Source organism: Flavivirga sp. 57AJ16 (assembly GCF_028736925.1).
Lineage (GTDB): Bacteria > Bacteroidota > Bacteroidia > Flavobacteriales > Flavobacteriaceae > Flavivirga.
In genome coordinates this window covers 60513-81145 of record NZ_JAQZAT010000014.1, presented here as the reverse complement: position 1 = coordinate 81145, position 20633 = coordinate 60513, and the positions used below count along the sequence as shown (strand labels likewise).

At 32.5% G+C, this 20633-nt stretch carries 19 protein-coding genes; 11 read left to right on the top strand and 8 right to left on the bottom strand.

Going from position 1 to position 20633, the window contains the following annotated elements:
- The first annotated feature begins 5 nt into the window (after positions 1 to 5).
- The 10 genes from coaBC to PQO00_RS15475 all read left to right on the top strand — a co-directional run bounded on the left by coaBC (position 6) and on the right by PQO00_RS15475 (position 10359).
- Positions 6 to 1217: a bifunctional phosphopantothenoylcysteine decarboxylase/phosphopantothenate--cysteine ligase CoaBC gene (gene coaBC, locus PQO00_RS15520; RefSeq protein WP_274185772.1), complete on the top strand. Its 1212-nt coding sequence runs from the start codon at positions 6 to 8 to the stop codon at positions 1215 to 1217.
- On the top strand, positions 1210 to 2097 hold the full coding sequence (locus PQO00_RS15515) for a DUF4835 family protein (RefSeq protein ID WP_274185771.1): 888 nt from the start codon (positions 1210 to 1212) through the stop codon (positions 2095 to 2097). Before coaBC ends, PQO00_RS15515 begins: the two co-directional genes overlap by 8 nt.
- 64 nt (positions 2098 to 2161) lie before the next feature.
- Positions 2162 to 3814: a DNA repair protein RecN gene (gene recN / locus PQO00_RS15510; protein WP_274185770.1), complete on the top strand. Its 1653-nt coding sequence runs from the start codon at positions 2162 to 2164 to the stop codon at positions 3812 to 3814.
- Positions 3815 to 3848: 34 nt separating this feature from the next.
- Positions 3849 to 4364, top strand: coding sequence for a hypothetical protein (locus PQO00_RS15505; RefSeq protein ID WP_274185769.1), 516 nt, complete (start codon positions 3849 to 3851; stop codon positions 4362 to 4364).
- Positions 4365 to 4565: 201 nt separating this feature from the next.
- The gene (locus PQO00_RS15500) at positions 4566 to 5384 is read left to right on the top strand and encodes an enoyl-ACP reductase (protein ID WP_274185768.1); all 819 of its coding nucleotides are present in this window, start codon (positions 4566 to 4568) and stop codon (positions 5382 to 5384) included.
- Between the two features lie 64 nt (positions 5385 to 5448).
- Complete coding sequence (locus PQO00_RS15495) at positions 5449 to 6456, top strand: glycosyltransferase family 2 protein (protein WP_274185767.1); 1008 nt, start codon at positions 5449 to 5451, stop codon at positions 6454 to 6456.
- The gene (locus tag PQO00_RS15490) at positions 6453 to 7412 is read left to right on the top strand and encodes a YbbR-like domain-containing protein (protein ID WP_274185766.1); all 960 of its coding nucleotides are present in this window, start codon (positions 6453 to 6455) and stop codon (positions 7410 to 7412) included. Before PQO00_RS15495 ends, PQO00_RS15490 begins: the two co-directional genes overlap by 4 nt.
- On the top strand, positions 7409 to 7993 hold the full coding sequence (gene coaE, locus PQO00_RS15485) for a dephospho-CoA kinase (RefSeq protein ID WP_274185765.1): 585 nt from the start codon (positions 7409 to 7411) through the stop codon (positions 7991 to 7993). Before PQO00_RS15490 ends, coaE begins: the two co-directional genes overlap by 4 nt.
- A 116-nt stretch (positions 7994 to 8109) precedes the next feature.
- Positions 8110 to 9651 (top strand): sensor histidine kinase KdpD, encoded by a 1542-nt coding sequence (locus PQO00_RS15480; protein ID WP_274185764.1) that lies wholly within the window; start codon positions 8110 to 8112, stop codon positions 9649 to 9651.
- A gap of 3 nt (positions 9652 to 9654) precedes the next feature.
- On the top strand, positions 9655 to 10359 hold the full coding sequence (locus PQO00_RS15475) for a response regulator transcription factor (protein WP_274185763.1): 705 nt from the start codon (positions 9655 to 9657) through the stop codon (positions 10357 to 10359).
- Between the two features lie 382 nt (positions 10360 to 10741).
- Here the strand turns inward: PQO00_RS15475 and PQO00_RS15470 are convergent, their stop codons facing one another.
- From PQO00_RS15470 to PQO00_RS15435, 8 genes are all read right to left on the bottom strand, one after another.
- The gene (locus PQO00_RS15470; protein ID WP_274185762.1) at positions 10742 to 11773 is read right to left on the bottom strand and encodes an OmpA family protein; all 1032 of its coding nucleotides are present in this window, start codon (positions 11771 to 11773) and stop codon (positions 10742 to 10744) included.
- 209 nt (positions 11774 to 11982) lie between these two features.
- Positions 11983 to 12498: a nuclear transport factor 2 family protein gene (locus tag PQO00_RS15465; protein WP_274185761.1), complete on the bottom strand. Its 516-nt coding sequence runs from the start codon at positions 12496 to 12498 to the stop codon at positions 11983 to 11985.
- 37 nt (positions 12499 to 12535) lie between these two features.
- Entirely contained in the window at positions 12536 to 13192 is a 657-nt protein-coding gene (locus PQO00_RS15460; protein WP_274185760.1) for an alpha/beta hydrolase, read from the bottom strand.
- Positions 13193 to 13525, bottom strand: coding sequence for a hypothetical protein (locus tag PQO00_RS15455; protein WP_274185759.1), 333 nt, complete (start codon positions 13523 to 13525; stop codon positions 13193 to 13195).
- Positions 13526 to 13529: 4 nt separating this feature from the next.
- Entirely contained in the window at positions 13530 to 14786 is a 1257-nt protein-coding gene (locus PQO00_RS15450; protein WP_274185758.1) for a dihydroorotase family protein, read from the bottom strand.
- Positions 14783 to 16705 (bottom strand): BatA domain-containing protein, encoded by a 1923-nt coding sequence (locus PQO00_RS15445; RefSeq protein ID WP_274185757.1) that lies wholly within the window; start codon positions 16703 to 16705, stop codon positions 14783 to 14785. The genes PQO00_RS15450 and PQO00_RS15445 overlap by 4 nt, the downstream gene beginning before the upstream one ends.
- Before the next feature lie 78 nt (positions 16706 to 16783).
- Positions 16784 to 17362, bottom strand: coding sequence for a helix-turn-helix domain-containing protein (locus tag PQO00_RS15440; protein WP_274185756.1), 579 nt, complete (start codon positions 17360 to 17362; stop codon positions 16784 to 16786).
- Between the two features lie 112 nt (positions 17363 to 17474).
- Positions 17475 to 18482, bottom strand: coding sequence for a glycosyltransferase (locus tag PQO00_RS15435; protein ID WP_274185755.1), 1008 nt, complete (start codon positions 18480 to 18482; stop codon positions 17475 to 17477).
- Positions 18483 to 18579: 97 nt separating this feature from the next.
- Between PQO00_RS15435 and PQO00_RS15430 the strand changes: the two genes are divergently transcribed.
- Positions 18580 to 20472: a peptidase M61 gene (locus PQO00_RS15430; protein ID WP_274185754.1), complete on the top strand. Its 1893-nt coding sequence runs from the start codon at positions 18580 to 18582 to the stop codon at positions 20470 to 20472.
- Positions 20473 to 20633 lie beyond the last annotated feature (161 nt).

Below are 20633 nucleotides of genomic sequence, written 5' to 3'. Positions count from 1 at the left end.
TTAAAATGTCAATACTAAGCGGCAAAAATATACTATTAGGCATCAGTGCTGGTATTGCCGCTTATAAAACGGCTTCATTAGTAAGGATGTTTGTAAAATCGGGGGCTAACGTAAAAGTAGTTATGACGCCCGCTTCCAAAGATTTTATAACCCCTTTAACCTTATCAACACTTTCAAAACACCCTGTATATTCATCTTTTACAAATGAAGAGGATGATAATGCTATGTGGAATAACCATGTAGACTTAGGGTTGTGGGCAGATGTTTTTGTCATAGCACCAGCTACTGCTAATACACTTTCTAAAATGGCAAATGGCACAAGCGATAACTTGTTGCTAGCCACATACCTGTCGGCAAAATGTGCTGTATATTTTGCACCGGCTATGGATTTGGATATGTATAAACACCCAAGTACCATGAGTTCTTTTAATACTTTAAAAGATTTTGGAAATATCATGATACCTGCTACAAGTGGTGAATTAGCGAGTGGTTTGGTAGGTGCCGGCAGAATGGCAGAACCTGAAGATATTGTTGCTTTTATTGAAAAGGATATTTTAGATAAACTCCCTTTAAAAGGAAAAAAAATCCTGATAACCGCAGGGCCTACTTACGAGGCTATTGACCCCGTTCGTTTTATAGGAAATCATTCAAGTGGTAAAATGGGGTTCGAAATAGCTAAAGCAGCAGCAAATCTTGGCGCTGAGGTTATTTTGATAACAGGTCCAACACACCAAGAAGTTTCACATACTTTAATACAAACAATCCCCGTTATTAGTGCACAAGATATGTATGCATCGGTGCATACGTATTTTAAAGATGTGGATGTCGCTATACTTTCGGCAGCAGTAGCAGATTTTAGACCAAAAGAAGTGGCTTCCCAAAAAATAAAAAAGAACCAACCAACGTTAACTTTAGAGTTAGAAAAAACAAAAGATATTTTAGCGTCTTTGGGTGCCATTAAAAAAAATCAATATCTCGTTGGATTTGCATTGGAAACGAATAATGAACTTGAAAATGCAAAAGGAAAATTAAAAAGAAAGCATTTAAATTTAATTGTCTTAAATTCGTTGAACGATAAAGGTGCTGGTTTTAAAAGTGATACCAATAAAGTGACTTTTATTGACGACAAAGAAGTTGTTACTGCCTTTAAGCTAAAATCTAAGGCAGCCGTCGCTAAAGACTTGTTAAATAAAATTATAGAACAGATACATGCGTAATATTATAGTTGTTTTAATATTTTGTCTGGGAATTAAAGGGTTTTCACAAGAGCTAAATTGTAATGTTGTTGTAAATGCACAACAAACAGGGAACGAAAATTTCCCTATTTTTAAAACCCTGGAAAAACAGCTAAATGAGTTTATTAACAATACCAAATGGACTAAAAAAACATTTAAAGCCCAAGAACGTATAGACTGTAGCATGATTATCAATGTTACTAATTATAGTGGTGAATCGTTTCAAGCGACTATTCAAGTACAATCATCACGCCCCATTTTTGGTTCGTCGTTTAGTTCTCCTATCTATAATTTTAACGATAAGGATTTTAATTTCAGGTATTTGGAATTTCAAAACCTCATTTTTAACCCCGCCCAGTTTGAATCCAATTTAATATCCGTACTGGCATACCATGTTTATATGATCTTGGCCTTAGATGCAGATTCTTTTTCCAAAAATGGCGGAGACCCTTATTACACCCAGGCAAGAGTGATCACAAATTATTCGCAACAAGGTAATTTTAAAGGATGGAAACTGGAAGATGGTCTACAAAGTAGATTTGCGTTGATAGATAATGTACTGTCTCCAACTTTTAAGGAATATAGGGACGTTTTATATACTTATCACAGAGAAGGCCTGGATGTTATGAGTGAGGATACAAAAGCAGGAAAAGAAAAGATTGCTGCTTCCTTAAAACTATTTAAGACGATGAATAGCCGTCGGCCAAACTCTTTTATACTACGTACTTTTTTCGATGCCAAAGCAGATGAGATTGAACAAGTTTTTAGCGATGGTCCCAATGTTAATATAGCCAGCGTCAAGGAAGTGCTTCAAAAAGTAGCGCCCATGCACAATAGTAAATGGCAAAATATTAAGTTTTAAAGCACTTCTATATTTAAAACGCTTTCGTTATATTTATTTCCAAAAATTTAATACAAAAAAAGCATTGCTAACATCACTTTCAATAAAAAATTACGCTTTAATAGATACGCTTCGGGTTGATTTTAATGATGGTTTATCCATAATTACAGGAGAGACCGGAGCAGGTAAGTCCATACTTCTTGGAGGGTTATCATTAATCCTGGGAAAACGTGCCGATTTAAACAGTTTAAAGGATGCCGCTCAAAAATGTGTTATAGAAGCCGTTTTTGATGTGTCTGCCTATAATTTAAAACCCCTTTTTAAAGCTGAGGATTTCGATTACGAATCGCAGACCATTATTCGTAGAGAGATATTACCTTCAGGAAAATCAAGAGCGTTTGTAAACGACTCGCCCGTTAATTTAAGCAGTTTACAATTATTAGGTGAGCGTTTAATAGATATTCATTCGCAACATCAAACATTAGAACTTACCAGTAATGAATTTCAATTTCAGGTGATTGATGCGATTGCTAACCATGATGGCGTATTACAGAATTATAATAACGTGTTAAAAGCTTATAAAATGCTTCAAAAAGAACTAAAGGAACTTTTAGTTTTTCAAGCAGAAGCCATTAAGGAACATGATTATAATTCGTTCTTGTTAAATGAATTAGTTGAAGCTAAATTAGTAGATGGGGAACTGGAGGCATTAGAAGAAGAATACGAAACTCTTAATAACATTGAAGGGATAAAGGAAAAACTGAATGAGGCCCATCATTTATTAAGCGAAGAAGAAGTAGGAGCGTTGTCTACATTAACAGCATTAAAGAATGCATTTCAAAAACTATGTGGATTTTCATCAAAATACGAAGATTTATTTAATAGAATTAATAGCAGTTTAATAGAGGTGGATGATGTGTTTAGTGAAGTTAACTCATTGCAAGATGCCTTAGAGGTAGATCCTGGTAGGTTGGAAACGGTTGATTTAAAGTTGAAAATGCTTCATAATTTGATGCAAAAGCATGTGGCTGCCGATGTTTCGGAATTAATTAAAATAAAGAATGAGCTTGAGGAAAAAGTATCAATAACAGAAAACTTAGATGATACTATTCAGAAAAAACAAATAGAAATAGACGCTAAAACAACAGAATTAAATACCATTTCTAAAACGCTCCATAAAAAACGAGCTGAAGTCATTCCTCGGTTAAAAAAGCAATTGGAAGATGTTTTAGTTGGTTTGGGGATGCCAAATGCCCAGTTTAAAATAGAAGCATTCTATAGTGATACTTTTTATGCTAATGGGAAAGATGAGTTGTCATTTCTGTTTTCGGCAAATAAAGGCGGTCATTTTAATGAACTTAAAAAAGCAGCTTCTGGTGGTGAATTGTCAAGAATCATGTTAGCAATAAAATCGGTTTTATCAAAATACATAAAGTTGCCTACTATTATGTTTGATGAAATTGATACAGGGGTTTCTGGTGAAATATCAAACAAAATGGGAGATATTATGTTGCAGATGAGTAAAACAATGCAGGTGTTTTCTATTACACATTTGCCTCAAGTTGCAGCAAAAGGACATTCACATTTTAAAGTTTATAAAGAAGATGTAAACGACACCACGCAAACAAATCTAGTAAAACTTAATCACGATGAGCGTATTGTGGAAATTGCCCAAATGTTAGGTGGTTTGGACATGTCTTCATCTGCTATTGCGCATGCCAAAGAATTGCTGAATTAATTAGTATCTTTGACCCCATAAATTGAAGTAAAGTATGAGTTATAATAATGCCGAAGACTTATTTTTTGAAGCTGATAGATTAATTGACGAACAAAACATAATAGAGGCAAAGGATTTGTTAAATGAGATCCTAGAGGATTACCCCGACTATGCTAAAGCACATAATCATTTAGGGTGGATCTACCATTATAAAATACCTGATTACACTAAAGCAGAAATGCATTATAAATTGGCTTTGAAATATGCAAAAAACTATCATGCTCCTTATAGCAATTATTCTTATTTTTTAATAGATAAGTCAGACTTTGAAGGCATGATCGCGTTTGGGTTTAAGGCGTTAAAAGAAGATATCGTAGATAAGGGAATAATCTATAATCAATTAGCTAAGGCTTATGAATTGACCTCAAGGTTGGAACTGGCTTACACTTATTATAAAAAGGCAAAAATGAGTTCAATAGCTGCGAATTATATTCAAGAAATGAATGCATCCTTACATAGGGTAAAAGAAAAGATGAATATACTCCAGAAAATAAAATTTGTTTTTAAATAAAATATTAAATAATCAACAAAAGAAGTGATTTAAACTTTTTTCAATTGGCTGCAAAATGTTCCTTTTCATCCTTTTTTTCGTCTTTTTATTACTTCGCAACGCTGCTATGAAGTGCAAAAAAGGCTTCAAAACGAATAAAAATTAACTATTTTTCGCTTCAATCAAAAAAGTTTAAATCACTTCAAATATAAACCAAAAAGTATGTCATATAATTTATTAAAAGGAAAAAAAGGAATCATTTTTGGAGCATTGGATTCCAATTCAATTGCTTGGAAAACGGCAGAGCGTGTGCATGAAGAAGGTGGATCATTTGTACTAACAAATGCACCGGTTGCTATGCGCATGGGGCAAATAAATGAATTAGCAGAAAAAACGGGTTCCCAAATTATTCCTGCCGATGCGACTTCAGAAGAAGATTTACAAAACCTGGTTGAAAAATCAATGGAGATTCTGGGCGGTAAAATAGATTTCGTACTACATTCAATAGGCATGTCCATTAATGTTAGAAAAGGAAAACATTATACAGACCAGAACTATGCATGGACACAAAAAGGAACAGATGTTTCTGCCATGTCTTTTCATAAAGTCATGCAAACGCTTTACAAAGCAGATGCCATGAATGAATGGGGCAGTATAGTGGCTTTAACTTATATGGCTGCACAGCGTGTGTTTCCAGACTATAATGATATGGCCGATAATAAAGCCTATTTAGAAAGTATTGCTCGTAGTTTCGGGTATTTTTTCGGACGCGATAAAAATGTACGTGTCAATACCATTTCCCAATCGCCAACACCAACAACAGCAGGAAGTGGTGTTAAGGGTTTTGATGGGTTTATAGCTTATGCCGATAAAATGTCTCCCCTGGGTAATGCAACAGCGTTAGATTGTGCTAATTATACGGTGTCTTTGTTCAGTGATTTAACAAAACGTGTCACGCTTCAAAACCTATACAACGATGGCGGTTTTAGCAATATGGGCGTTAGTGATGCCGTTATGGATACATTTATAAAAGAAGACTAAAAATATTTTAAATATTGAAAACAAGCCACCTGTAAAACGGTGGCTTTTTTGTTACATTTGTTTTATGCAATTACAGTTTTCTTTTATCATTCCCGTTTATAATCGTCCGGACGAAACCCAAGAACTTTTACAGAGTTTTGAGATTTTGCAGGGAGATACGCCTTTTGAAATTGTTATAGTCGAAGACGGCTCAACGATAGCGTCTAAAAAGGTCGTGGATGCTTTTAGGGAAAAATTGGATATATCTTATTTTTTTAAAGAAAATTCAGGCCCGGGAGATTCCAGGAATTTTGGAATGCAAAAGGCAAAAGGCAACTACTTTATTATTTTAGATTCCGATTGTATTTTGCCTAGAAACTATTTAAATGAAGTTAAAAAAAGCTTGGATAGACATTATGTCGATTGCTTTGGTGGTCCGGATGCGGCACATAACTCGTTTACAAACCTTCAAAAGGCCATTAACTTTTCGATGACATCGTTTATTACTACTGGTGGCATTCGGGGGAATAAAAATAGTATCGATACGTTTCAACCACGTAGTTTTAATATGGGGCTTTCAAAAGAAGCCTTCATTGCTTCAAAAGGATTTGGGAGCATACACCCGGGAGAAGACCCTGATTTATCTATTAGGCTTTGGAATTTAGGCTATAAAACCAAGTTGATTCCCGAAGCTTTTGTTTACCATAAGCGACGCATTTCTTGGAGTAAGTTTTATAAGCAAGTACATAAATTTGGACTGGTACGCCCCATTCTAAATAAGTGGCACCCATCTACAAAAAAAATCACTTATTGGTTTCCTACCCTTTTTTGTATAGGATTTTTAATAGCGCTATTACTTTCTTTTTTTAATTTTAATTGGGGTTTAATAGGCTATATGTTGTATTTTGTATTAGCATTCACAATAGCTTTAATAAACACAAAAAACCTGGGAGTTTCCATGCTTTCTTTGGTGGCTATTATTATTCAGTTTTTTGGTTACGGCTATGGGTTTTTAAAATCAACGTTTGCTGTTTCAATGCTTAATAAAAAACCGGAAACTTATTTTCCCGAATTATTTTTTAAATCGAAATGATAAAAAAGATAAAATCTGAAATACTGACTTCAATAAAAAATAAAAGAATAAATGTGTTCATTTTATTTTTATTGCTGGCATTTATAATTTTAATACTTACTAAGCTCTCAAAAGAGTATACCAATACCATGGCATTTAGTATTGAAAAGATAAATATACCTGAAGAAAATGTGGTTTTAAATGATTCTGTAAAGCTAAAAATCACTTTAAAAACACATGGATTTAAATGGCTTAGGTATTATATTTCCAAGCCAAGGATTAAGATAGATTTTATAAATGATGTTGAAAAAAAAGAAGGGGTCTTTTTGTGGAACAAATCTATAGCATATATAAATAATACACAGTTTGATAAGCAAGTAGAATTACTTAACATGTCGCCAAACAGATTAACTTTTAGATATGGCGTTAACTTGGTTAAAAAAGTACCAGTAAAATTAAATACCACTATTAATTTTACGCCAGGCTATGATATCTCACATAAATTAGTTTCAGATCCTGATTCTATTGTCGTTATTGGCCCGGATATTTTGGTGTCTAAAATTAACCTTTTGGAAACCGAAGAAGCTATTTTTAATGACGTAAAGTCTAATTTAGAAGAAACGATCAAGCTAAAGTTACCTGAAAATATTTCCGATCTAAAATTTTCCCATGACGATGTCGTTATAAAAGCACGTGTAGAAAAATTTACCGAAGGCACACTAAAAATACCAGTAAGTATTATCAATGCCCCTAAAGAGGCGAGGTTAAAATACTTTCCAAAAAAAGTGAATGTCTCTTATTATATTAGTTTAAGCGATTTTAATTCGGTTACCAATAAAGATTTTAAAGTTGTTTGTGATTATACCAAAGCCATAGACAATCAATCTATTTTAGTCCCGGAATTGGTGGAATTTCCGAAGACGGCTAAAAACATTAAAATTAATCAACAGCGTATAGAATTTATAATTATTAAATGATTATTGTAGGACTCACAGGAGGTATAGGAAGTGGAAAAACAACAGTTGCCAAGCAGTTTGAGGCATTGGGGATCCCTGTGTATATAGCAGATGTCGAAGCTAAAAACCTAATGAATAAGTCCAAAATTATTAAAAGAAAACTTATTCGATTATTTGGAAAAAAAGCTTATATTAAAGAGGTGTTAAACACCCGTTATATAGCAGATATAATTTTTAATGATAAGGCATATTTACAAAAAATGAATGGCATTATTCATCCAAGGGTAGCTAGGCATTTTGAGAAATGGGCATTAAAACAAGAGGCGCCATATATTATAAAAGAAGTGGCCGTTTTATTTGAAAATGGCGGGTATAAAGCATGTGATTATGTTATTGTCGTTACGGCACCTAAAGATTTGCGGGTAAAGCGCCTTTTAATGCGCGATAAAACAACCAAAGATAAAATTCAAGCTATTATGAAAAACCAATGGACTGATGAAGAAAAAATAAAACATTCTCATTATGTTATTGATAATATAGCTCTTGAAAATACTAAAAAACAGGTTGTTGATATCCATAAGGACATTCTTAAAAGGATTTGAAAAAGAAGCCATTTTAACATTTTTGTTAATGTAAGGTTAAAAGGGGAGTGTCATAAATGTTAAAATGTTAATTTTGAATAGTGAGCAAAAGAATATTTATTCTATTAACAATACTAATGAGTTTATCTCTTATTGGTATTATTTCTATTCAAGCTTATTATATTAATAATTCTGTAGAAAACGAAAAAGAAAGATTCAGGTTTATTGTTAAAGGAGCACTTAGTTATGTTTCTAATACCATAGAAGACAATGAGTCGGAAAAATATTTTTCAAAATATTTAAGCTTAGATAAGGAGAAAAAAGTTGATGAGGATGCCGTTTCCCAGTTGTTAATTTATCAGAAAAATAACAGTACAAAAGAAATGCTCATTTATAGTAGTAATATATTTGAAGAAAATTATAAATTATCTTCTTCGCTCCTTGACATTGGTTTAGATTTAGATAGTATTAGTGCTAAGAATATAATAAGCAGTTCAAGTACAGAGATTTATAGTAATATAGATTTATCTGAAAAAGACATTTTGCAAAACCCTATTTCTAAAATTGTTAGAAGTGGGAGTATGGACGAAGCACAAAGATTAAGCTTTGAAAGGAGCTTTAAGGAAATTTCAAAAAGAACTCCAGTCCACAAAAGGGTTTCTGAAGAAGAAATTAGAAAGTTGTTATCAAATAAGCTTAAAAAAGAAGGCATCGGTATCGACTTTGAGTTTGCCATTTATGATAATGATTTAGCCACAAAAGTGCGTAGCGATGGTTTTGAGAATAATCTAACGTCTACTTATAAAGTGCCTATTTTTTATGACGAAAACAATCAAAGTCTCTATAAGCTTTTAGTTAATTTCCCTGATGACCGGAAGTATATTTTATCATCGATAATAGGGATGATATTGTTGTCAATAGTTTTTACCTCTATTATAATAATAGCTTATTCAAGTGCTTTGTACCAACTTTTAAAACAGCGGAAGATATCTGAAATAAAAACGGATTTTATTAATAATATGACCCATGAGTTTAAAACGCCCATAGCAACTATAAATTTAGCTTTAGATGCTATTAAAAATCCAACGGTTATAGAAAATAAAGAAAGGATAATACGTTATCTTTCTATGATAAAGGAAGAAAATAAGCGTATGCATGCCCAAGTTGAAAATGTATTAAGAATATCTAAATTAGAAAAAAACGAACTTAATATTAGTAAAGATAGAGTTGATTTACATGATCTAGTTGATGATGCTATCACCCATGTAAGCCTTTTGGTCGAAAATAGACATGGCTATATTAAAACATTTTTTGAAGCAGATAAATCTTCTATATTGGCTAATGAAACTCATTTTACCAACGTTATTGTTAACATTCTGGATAATGCTATAAAGTATTCACCAGATGCGCCAAAGATTGAAGTATATACTGAAAATGTAGGTACAAATATTTTATTAAAAATAAAGGATCATGGTAGCGGGATGAGTAAAGCTGCCTCAAAAAGAGTTTTTGAAAAATTTTATAGGGAACACACGGGGAATATTCATAACGTTAAAGGTCACGGTTTAGGTTTAGCCTATGTTAAGCGTATTGTAGAGGACCATCAAGGACATGTATCTGTAGAAAGTGAAAAAGAAAAAGGAAGCACATTTACTATAAAGCTTCCGCTAATATCATAAATTATGGAAGAGCAAAAAAAGAGAATTTTATTAGTTGAAGACGATCCTAATTTCGGAACCGTTCTTAAAGATTATTTAATGATGAATGATTACGAGGTAACTCATGCTAAAAACGGTATGGAAGGGTTTGAAAAATTCAAAAAAGATGATTTCGATTTATGCATTCTGGATGTTATGATGCCTTATAAAGATGGATTTACATTAGCTAAAGAAATAAGAGAGAAAAATACAGATGTTCCCATTATTTTCTTAACAGCTAAAACCATGAAAGAAGATGTTTTAAAAGGCTATAAAGTTGGAGCGGACGATTATTTAAACAAGCCGTTTGATAGTGAAGTGCTATTAATGAAGATTAAAGCCATAATACAGCGTAAAGCAACCGAAACCATTTCCGATAGCAAACAATTTGAATTTAAAATAGGTAGCTTTGATTTGAATTCCAAATTGCGTTTCTTACGTTTTAAAGGCGGCGAACCTGTTAAATTATCACCTAAAGAGAATGAATTACTACGTTTATTGGCATTACATGAAAACGATTTAATGCCACGAGAATTGGCTCTTACCAAAATCTGGCGTGACGATAATTATTTTACATCCCGTAGTATGGATGTCTATATAGCAAAGTTGCGTAAATATTTAAAACTAGACGAAAAAGTAGAAATATTGAACATTCATGGAGAAGGTTTTAGATTAGTAATAAATAATTAGCAATATATGCTTGAACATGATATTGAACCCAGCATTAAGCTGGGTTTTTGTTTTTGTTTAATGTTTTTTTAAAGTTTTAGCTAATTGAAAACCTTAAATGAGTTCTATATCTAAAAAAATATTGTTGGATATTCTTAAAAAAGAATAAAAGCGATTATATTAATGAAATGATATTGTATTTTAATTAATTTTAACGTGAGCTCACTGTAAGTGTAATATTATTGAACTGACATCAGTAATTTAATACTGGTTGTCAGGTTGAGCGCAGTCCTATTTAAATAGCTGGTTTTAATGACCTTTCGGCTGCTCAAGGCGACAAATCAGATTATTAGCGAATTTATTGTTAAAAACCCCCTTGTTTTAAATCGAACTCACGTTAATTTTAAATTTTTCTCAGTTCAACTCTTCTGTTTTTAGCCCTTCCTTCTTCGGTTGAATTGTTTTCTATGGGGTTGGTTTGTCCAAAACCTTCACTTTTTAGTCTCGATTCATCAATATCCTCATCTATAAGTGCCATAAGTACAGATCTTGCTCTATTTTTAGACAATTTCATATTAGATATTTCGTCTCCAACATTATCAGTATGACCTTCGATACTAATTTTTAAATCGGTATTAGCTTTCATCATTTTTGCTATTTCATCAATAACATCGTAAGAATCAGCTTTAATTCTGGATTTACCAGTATCAAAATTAATATGTAGAGTTGCATAACCTTTATTATTGATTTCATCTAAAATATCATCAGCTGTTACTTTTTCAATAGTTTGTGTAAAATCTTCTTTTTCTACTATGCCAATAGTTCTAGAGTTTGAAGAAACTTGAAAGCCAATCTTTTTGTTTGCTGTTTTTAACACATACAGACTCACCGGATGATTAACCACATCTCCAGCATAAAACTCGTGCATGTGTTTATATACGGTATTAGGATCGTCTCCCCATTTACCAGTTAACTCATTAGGTATTTGTCCATCAAAAATTAATTTAGCTCCTATTGATTTTAAATAATCTGATACACTTTTGTCAAATAAATATTGTTGCCATTCTTTATCTCCTTCCATAATTATACTCATTCTTCTAACCTTGCCCTCAATAATAAAAAAAGTATTGCCATCAAACATTTCAAGTTTATCAAACTCATAAGATTTAGAGTTATCATCATCTTCGGTCATACCCTTTGGGGGTGTGATATATGGATAAGCTCCTATGTCGGCAGTTGATTCAGGAATGTTATCCCACGAAAACGCTTTTTTATTATTGTTTTCCAAGTCTTTAGTTTGTGTATTATCGGTTGACTTAGAAATTTCCTTTTCCACTGCTTCCTCAGATTGATCATTATAGTCTGTTTTTTTATCATTTTTACAGGATATAAAAGGCATAATTGTTAAAAGGCAAATTAAATACGTTCTATTCATTTAAGTTTATTTTAATGTTTAAATTTTTTGTAATTGATTATAACAAATCTAAGGGATATTTTAATTAACTTAAAATTATTTTCTGCTACTGGCGTATGTGTTTTTGTTGTTTTTGGAATAGGAGTGAATATTTTTAAAGATGTTCCTCTTCTGTAGATCTCGCAGTAAAATAAATTTAATATTATAACAAACGCCGTATTAAGTTGTTTTTAATACTTTTCGAAGTCATCGAGTGCAAACGCATCATGGTAATGTGTCTCATTGATTGATTCATTTTCTGTAGAGTCATAATCAATCAATATTTTCCAAAGGTTTCCTTCCTTTTTTAGAATGACATGGAATTTTCCGTAATATGATTTTTCGTTTCCAGTATTCAAATCTCGAGTAAACTTATAAATACCTCGTTCTGATGCTATACCATTTTTAGAGAACCGTTCTAAAAACCTAAAAGAAATGGTTTGTTTTAAGGAGGCATTTTCCCAACGATTTTTGTAACCGTTTAAATAAGCTTCTTTGGTTTTTATAGATTTAATGTCTTTATTAACCCGAATGAGATCGTCGCTACATAAACTTTCAAACAACTTATAATCCAAGGTTTTAAAAGATTTTGAGAAATTGGTCCAAATTTGGGCATTAATATCTTTTAAATCATTAATGTTTTGAGCAATAGAGCTATTACTAAAAAGAAAGAATAAACTTACTATATAGGTTGCTAATAGTTTCATTTTGATCTTTTTTGAAAGTTAAAAGATACAAAAACTATTAAATATTCCCTATCAACCAGCTTTTAAACTCGTAAAAATTTTGAGGAGCCACGCCATGTCCGACGGGAAATTCAGAATATTGGTGTTTTATATTAAGGTTGTTAAAAAATGGAGCGGTTTGCCGTGCCCAATCAACAGGAATTACTTGATCTAAGCTTCCGTGCGAACAATAAAAATTAAGATGGGAGTAATCTTTAATGTCGTCTTTGGGAGGTATGATTTCTTTATTGACATAGCCGCTTAAAGCTATAATGTTTTTAACCTTATCGGGATAGGTCAATGCTACGGCATAACTTAAAATACTCCCTTGGCTAAAGCCTAAAAGAGAAATATTGTTCTTATTTACCGGATATGCTTTAACAGCTTCATCGATAAACCTTGAAATTAAATCCCGAGATTCTATCGCTTGCTCATTATCATTCCATTTACCTTTATCGGCATCAAAGTTAATAGCATACCAAGCATTGCCATAAGGTTGCATAGGGTAGGGTGCTTTTACCGAAATAATAAAGAGCTCTTCAGGTAACTCGTTGGCAAATGAAAACAAATCGTTTTCGTCACTACCATAACCATGCATCATGATTAATAATGGTGCATTTTCGGTTAATGTGGATTCACGAATTATGTGATGTAATGAGAGTGTGCTTTTAATCATTTATTTCCCAAGATTTGCAAATATTTTTTGGTATAAGTCTCCAAGAAGAGGAACAGCTTGCGCTTTTCTCCCTAAGGCATTTGTAAAACCATAAATAAAAAGCACGGCAAAAAACAGATAAAAACCTAAGGAAATGGCCCAACTATCAAAACTTCCAATAATATATCCAAGAGCGAAAAATGTAAGCCATAAACCCAAGGCTTGCCTGATGTGAAAACTGGCGAATTCATTTTTGTTTTCATTATTTAAATAAAAAGCAATGATGGTCCCAAATATGGTGAGGTAACTAATTATAGCATTATTTCTTCCGGCTTCAATATCTTGCTCTGTCATTAATTTATTGATTTAATGAAATTTTGTTATTTGCGATAATCCCATAAACTTTTCCTTTTAAGGTTTCACCTTCAAAAATGGTATTTTTTGATTTTGAAACAATGTCTTTTTTAGAAAAGGTATATTTGGCATTCGGATTAAAAAGTGTCATATTTACTTTGTTACCAATCTCAATAGGCGTTTGTTCTAAGGCAAATCGTGCTCTCCCTTTAGTTAAAACATCTATGGTTTTCTTGGTTGTAAAAATAGTTTGTAAAGCTCCAAAGGCACTTTCCAGCCCTATAGTACCATATTCGGCATGATCAAACTCTATCTTTTTTTGCTCAACATCAATAGGGTTGTGGTCGCTCGTTACCATATCTACGGTACCATCTTTAATCCCTTCGATTAAAGCCGCTACGTCTTCTTGGGTGCGCAGTGGTGGCAGCACTTTAAAATGCGTATTAAAATCTGTTAATGCCGCATCCGTAAAGTATAGATTATGTATGGCTGCACTACAGGTAACATCTAGCTTTTTCTTCTTTGCTTCTCTTATAAGTGCTACCGATGTGGCAGTAGAAATAGTCGGGATATGCAATTTCCCGCCCGTATATTCTAATAAAAACAGGTCGCGGGCTATTTGTAGTTCTTCTGCCAAAGCAGGGTTGCCTTTTAGGCCAAGAGAGGTGCTCGTAATATTTTCATTCATAACACCATGCCCAGAAATTTTATTCTCTTGAGGAAAAGAACATACTAATCCATCGAAGTTACTTGCATATAGCAAAGCAATTTTCATGAGATTAGGATTGGAAATGGGTTTTTTGTAATCGTAAAAAGCGATGGCTCCCGCAGAATTCATATCGTAAAGCTCTGCTAGATCTTCGCCCTTGCTACCTATAGTGAGGGCACCAATAGGCAATAGTGTAACGGCGTTATGCTGCGATTTTGCATTAACAAAAGTAATATCAGAATTAGAATCTAAAACAGGATGGGTATTTGCATTTAATGCTACCGCAGTAAAACCGGCAGCTGCAGCAGTTTTAAGTCCGTTTTTTATGGTTTCGCGTTCTTCAAATCCAGGCTCACCAAAACATACGCTACTATCAAACCAACCTTGTGAAATATGCAGATTGTCTAACTTAATTTCTTGATAATTATTCTTGTTTTTAATGCTATTAGTAATCTTCGAAATCGTGCCATTTTCAATTAATATATCTTGAGTTGTGTTATGAAACTCGCTTTTAGGATCTATTATCGTGGCAGATTTTATAAGTATGTTCATTTAAAGTATTTTAAGATGCCCATTTCAATAATCAATAATGCTAGTGCAAAAATAACAAACCATTTCCATAAGGCATTAACTTTTGTATCACTTTTTAGGGTGTTGAAAATTTCGGTAATTGAATCGCTAACGGTTATGTTTTTTGATGGAGAAAGGTTTCTATAAGTCAAATTACTTTCATTTCTATTATAATTATAGCTTATATTTTTAATACTTTCATTTTTATTCTTTATGGTATAAATATTAGCTATTGATGGAGTTTTAGTAGTATTTATAACGACCTTGTTATTAAAGTATTGTTGCCTTGGGATCATGTTAATATCATCATTGACTAACGATAAAATATCATCTTGTTGCAATTGTGTATCCACATCAAAAGTATTTTCCTGTCCAATAATGTAATACAGCTTGGGTGTTTTAAGGCTTTGTTTCCCTATATTATAAAGTGTAGGGACGATCAATGGGGAGTTTACAAAATTTGAATTCCCACTGTTCAAAGCAGCAGTAAATATGTAGGCATTATTTTTTTGATATAAAAATGCTTTACTATCCTCAAATTGTAAAGCGGTAGCACTATTTGATGAAACACTATAAAAGCTTTTTACTTTTGGGTATTGAAAATTACTGACTTGTTTTTCGAATACGCCATTACTATACAAGGGATGCGCATAATTAATGGTCGTAATACGTTTTTCGACTGAAAGTAAGTGGTTAAAATTAGAACCGTAATTGGCTAACAATTGATTATAGGATTGTTTGTTTATTTTTTTTGAAGGGATGATAATTAAAGTCCCTCCTTGTTTGGTGAATTGTTTTAACGCTGCCGTTAAAGCATTGGGGATAACATCCAACTCATTTAAAATGATGAGATGCTGCTGGTCCAACATATTATAATCCAATTGATTCTCTAAAGTGGCTGTGTAATTGAATTCGAGATCCGTATAAATACGCTTTAAAAAAGCATCATTTGTAGCATTTATAGCAAGTACGTTGACCTTTGACCTATTGTCAATATTGAAAAACAGGCTATTATCAAACTGTAAATTAACATCGTTTATCGATATTTTTCCATTAATAACTTCATTTACAGGAAGGTAAAATGTGGTTTCGGCATTGTTTTCTATAGCTACCGAAGTTTTAGCAATGAGGTTATCGTTACTAAATAGGGAGACTGGGAGATTTTCTATTGGGTTTCCGCTATTTTTTATAAGTACTTTTAACTCAATAGCCGAAGCCGTTCTTTTAGCAATATAAACACTATCTATAGTCATGTTATTAGTGTTTATGGGCTGTAGTTTTACTAAATGAAGATTTGTTAGCGAGTCTATTCTTGGATTAAAAGGAGAGGCATCTTGTTGAAAGTCAGAAATAAAAACCACGTTTTTTAAAGTGCTTTTTTGTTTACTGAACATGGTGATGCTTTTCAATAAAGCAGCCTCTGCTGTTAGTTTGTTAGATGAATAGCCTAATTGTAATAAATCATTTTTAATAGTTTTTATAGAGGTGTTTTTATAAGTATCATCATTAGTGATCAATGATATGTTCTCACTTTCGGGCACGTTGCTAATAATATCCTGTACAGCACGCTTTAAAAGTGCTCCTTGACTTCCTTTTGCTTGTAAGCTAAACGAGTTATCCAAATAAATGACCGTTTCCTTTTTAGTTTTAAATGTATCGGATTTAGAGGTGAACGGCTGTGCAAATGCAAAAACAATGGCAGCAAGAAGTAATAATCTTGTACAAAGGATCAGCCATTTTTTTATTTGTGAACTTTTACGGGTCTGTAGTGTCGCTTCTTTTAAAAAGGCCACATTGGTAAATGCCTCTTTTTGGAATTTGCGTAATTGAAATAAATGAACAATTATGGGGATAAGTAGTAAAAATAAAGCGTAAAGAAGTTCTGGGTGTTTAAACTGCATTCATTTTTAGATTTGTCAAAACTACATATTTTTTTTCATTTTTTTTTAAAAGATCAAAATGAAATCTTTAAAACCTATCTATTTTATAAATTTGATGATGTTTGGATAAAGACTTTTAGTTTTACCGCTATTTATTCTTATAGAAAAAAGTATAGGTAAAATAATATTTATCGCATTAAAAACACCCCACAAGAAAATTAACAGATGAAAAAAAACCAGCTTACCCAAATTAAGCTGCATCATCTTTAAAATTATAAAAAGAATTAAGCCTACGTATGTTATAAATGTCCATAAAATCTGAAAATTCAAAAGATTTAGCCCAGCTTCTTTCAAATTAATTATTTTATCTTTTTTTGTCACCCATATTATTAAGGGAAGAATAATGTTTCCTAATGGAATAACAAGAAAAGAGATTACAGATAAATGTAAATAAATCAAATAATTTTTATCGTCTTTTTTACCGTAATTTAAAATATCTTCTGCATTTAGGTCTAAAGCCTCACAAATTAAATGAAGTGTTTTTCCTCTAGGTTCATTTTTGTTGTTTTCTATACGTTGAATGGTTCTTAAATTCACCTTTGCTACGTCGGCTAATTCTTCTTGAGACAGTCCTTTTCTTTTTCTTACCTCTTTAATTTTTTCTCCTATTTCGTTCATAATAAGTTTGGTTTAATTATTTAACAAAATTACTTCAGAAACTTTCTTTTTGATAGCGACTTGCATGCGACATTTTAACGACTTTTTTGTCTTTTGGCTTATTTTATTAGTCTTAACAAAAGAAAATATAATCTATAATAGGCTTCATCTTTAGAGTTTTCATATAATTTTTAATCTCTATTTGTGCTTCTTTATTAGCAACGGTAATAATACTTTGAGGATTTTCTATTTCTTTTAAATAGCTAAACGGCTTTAATATGTTACCATAAATATCCCTTCCAATCTTTTTGGGGTTGTCACAGATCCACTCAAAAGGGATATTTTTTTTAATAAGTGTTTTGGCAATTGTTTTTCCTTTGTTTCCAGCGCCCCAAACAACAAGCGATTTATCGGGATTATAGTCTAATTCTAAAAAGTAGTGTAACTTTATGTCAATAAAATGATTCTCGGCATAATGTTCATGTGTTCTTGACGTTCGTGAACTATAATCTCTCCAATCATGGATAATAACATCACAAGGAATACATTTAAAATGGTGTTTGTAAAACCTAAATGCTAGATCGTAATCTTCGGGATAGCTATTGGGGTTAAAAGCATCACAAGCTATTAAGTCGTTTCTGTGAATCATCCAGCAAGGGGAGGGAATCACACATTCTTTATAAATTTCAGAATAATTTTGCCCGGTTTTGGTTAAGTTATTCAACCAAATTTCATAGTTTTTATAGCCTTCTTTAATACCATCTTTAGAGAAATAATTTACTAAACCAATGGCTATATGCTGTTTTCCGTGTGTCAATAAATTATTTACCAATACTTCTAATTTGTTAGCACGCATAATATCGTCACTATCCATTCTTGTAATAAATGCACCTTTGCTGTAATTAAAAGCCAATCGTAAAGCATCAATTATACCTGTTCCTTGATTTTTTAAAAGGGTGATTCTCTCATCTTTTTTTGCAAATTTTTTAACGATGTTAGCACTGGAATCAGATGAATTGTCATCGACTATAAGCAATTCCCAATGGGCATAGGTTTGATTTAATATAGAGGCCACACAGGCCTCGATATAGGCTTCGGTGTTTTTAAAAGGAATAAGTATACTAACTAAAGGTTTTTGCATGGGACGAATATAATTTATCTTTTTAACATAACCTTAAGAACAGAGACCGTAACATATTGGTATTTTGCGCGTCAATTAAAAACTAAACGATAATTAAATGAATACTAAAACATTTGCTGCATTATTTGCGGGCATTTTACTAGCAAGTTGTAGTGCTACAAAAAGCACAAAAAGTGATTTAGCAACAAGTTTGCCTATAGCAACATCGATAAACTTAGTAGGTATCGATAACGATAAAGCCCCCGTAACTATTAATCCTGGGCGTTTTACAGTGGAAACAGTTACTTATCGCTTGCCAAAAGTAGTGCAAGGTACCTATTCGGTAAGTGATTTTGGTAAGTATATTGATGACTTTAAAGCTATTGATTACAAGGGGAACGAGATGCCAATAAATAAGGTAGATACCAATACATGGACTATAAGCAATGCAAAACAATTGGATAAAATCACCTATTTGGTTAATGATACCTATGACACTGAAGTTAATGGAGGCATAGGAAAGGATACCCCTTTTTCACCTTCTGGGACTAATATAGAGCCCGATAATTATGTGTTAAACCTACATGGTTTTATAGGCTATTTCGATTCCTTAAAAAATAATCAATATAAATTGGATGTTACGGCTTCGGCAGATTTTAAGCGTACTTCAGCATTGCAAACTGTAGGCACTAAAACCAGTGAAGATGGAAAAAGTATAACGACCAGTTATTTTGCTTCCAGATATTTTGATATTACAGATAATCCTATGATGTACGGTAATTTGGACGTTGAGGAATTTCAAGTGGGCGATATAAAAATTGTATTGAGTGTTTATTCTCCTAACAAAGTGCATTCTGCTAAATCTTTAAAGGAGACCATCTTTAAAATGATGCAAGCGCAAAAAGCATATTTAGGGGATGTAAATGCGACACCACGTTATGACATTTATTTGTATTTATCTGAAGGTAAAGAGGATTCCCCAAAAGGTTTTGGAGCATTAGAGCATCATACATCAACAGTCGTAGTGATGCCTGAATCCATGCCAAAGGAAGCATTGGAAGAAAGTATGATAGATGTGGTGTCCCATGAGTTTTTTCATATAGTGACTCCTTTAAGCGTACATTCTGAAGATGTGCATTATTTCGATTATAACAATCCGACGTTCTCAAAACATTTGTGGATGTATGAAGGGGTTACCGAGTATTTCGCAACTTTATTCCAAGTAAATCAAGACCTTGTAGATAATGCTGAGTTTTATAATAAAATTATGGATAAAATTCAACAATCAAAGCGATTGGATGATGCTATGAGTTTTACTATAATGAGCGAGAATATTTTAAAGGACCCTTATAAGGATCAATATTTAAACGTATATCAAAAAGGAGCATTAATAGGTATGTGCATTGATATTTTAATGCGTGAAGAGAGTGATGGTGATAGAGGTATTTTATCTTTAATGAAAGCATTATCCAATAAATATGGAAAAAATAAACCATTTGAGGATGATAAGCTTATAGATGAGATCGTTGCTATGACATATCCTTCATTACGAACGTTTTTTGATACGCACGTTATTGGAGATATACCAATAGATTATAACGAGTTTTTACAAAAAGTTGGCTTGGAAATAGGAGAGGGGCAGATAGAGGTTAATTATATATTAATGGATGGTGCGCCTATAGTGAGTGGAGATCCGCAGAAAGGGACTATATTTTTTACAGAACAGGCATTAAAAAATAGTTTTTGGAAAGCGCAAGGTGTACAGGTAAACGATGTTATTAAATCTGTAGATGGTGAGGTTTTAACCCTACAAAATGCGAATCAAGTGCTGCAACAGGTTTTTATGTGGAAACCAGGAAAGGACATTGAAGTAAAGTTAGATAGAAATGGAGAAGAAGTTGTTATTAAAACAACAACGACGCAAGGATATACGACTGGTATGGCCATTATAGAAAAAGCAGATGCTACAGATGCTCAAAAGGCATTACGAAAAGCTTGGTTAAAAGGGTAACCGTTTTTAAATAACGTTTTCATGATTAGAGGGTGTCTAAAAAGTCTTTATAATTTGATTTGTCAGGTTGAGCCTGTCGAAACCGATGTTGATTATCAGTAAGTTAAAAATATTTCGACAAGCTCAATATGACATCGAACTTACTTTTTGGACACCCTCTT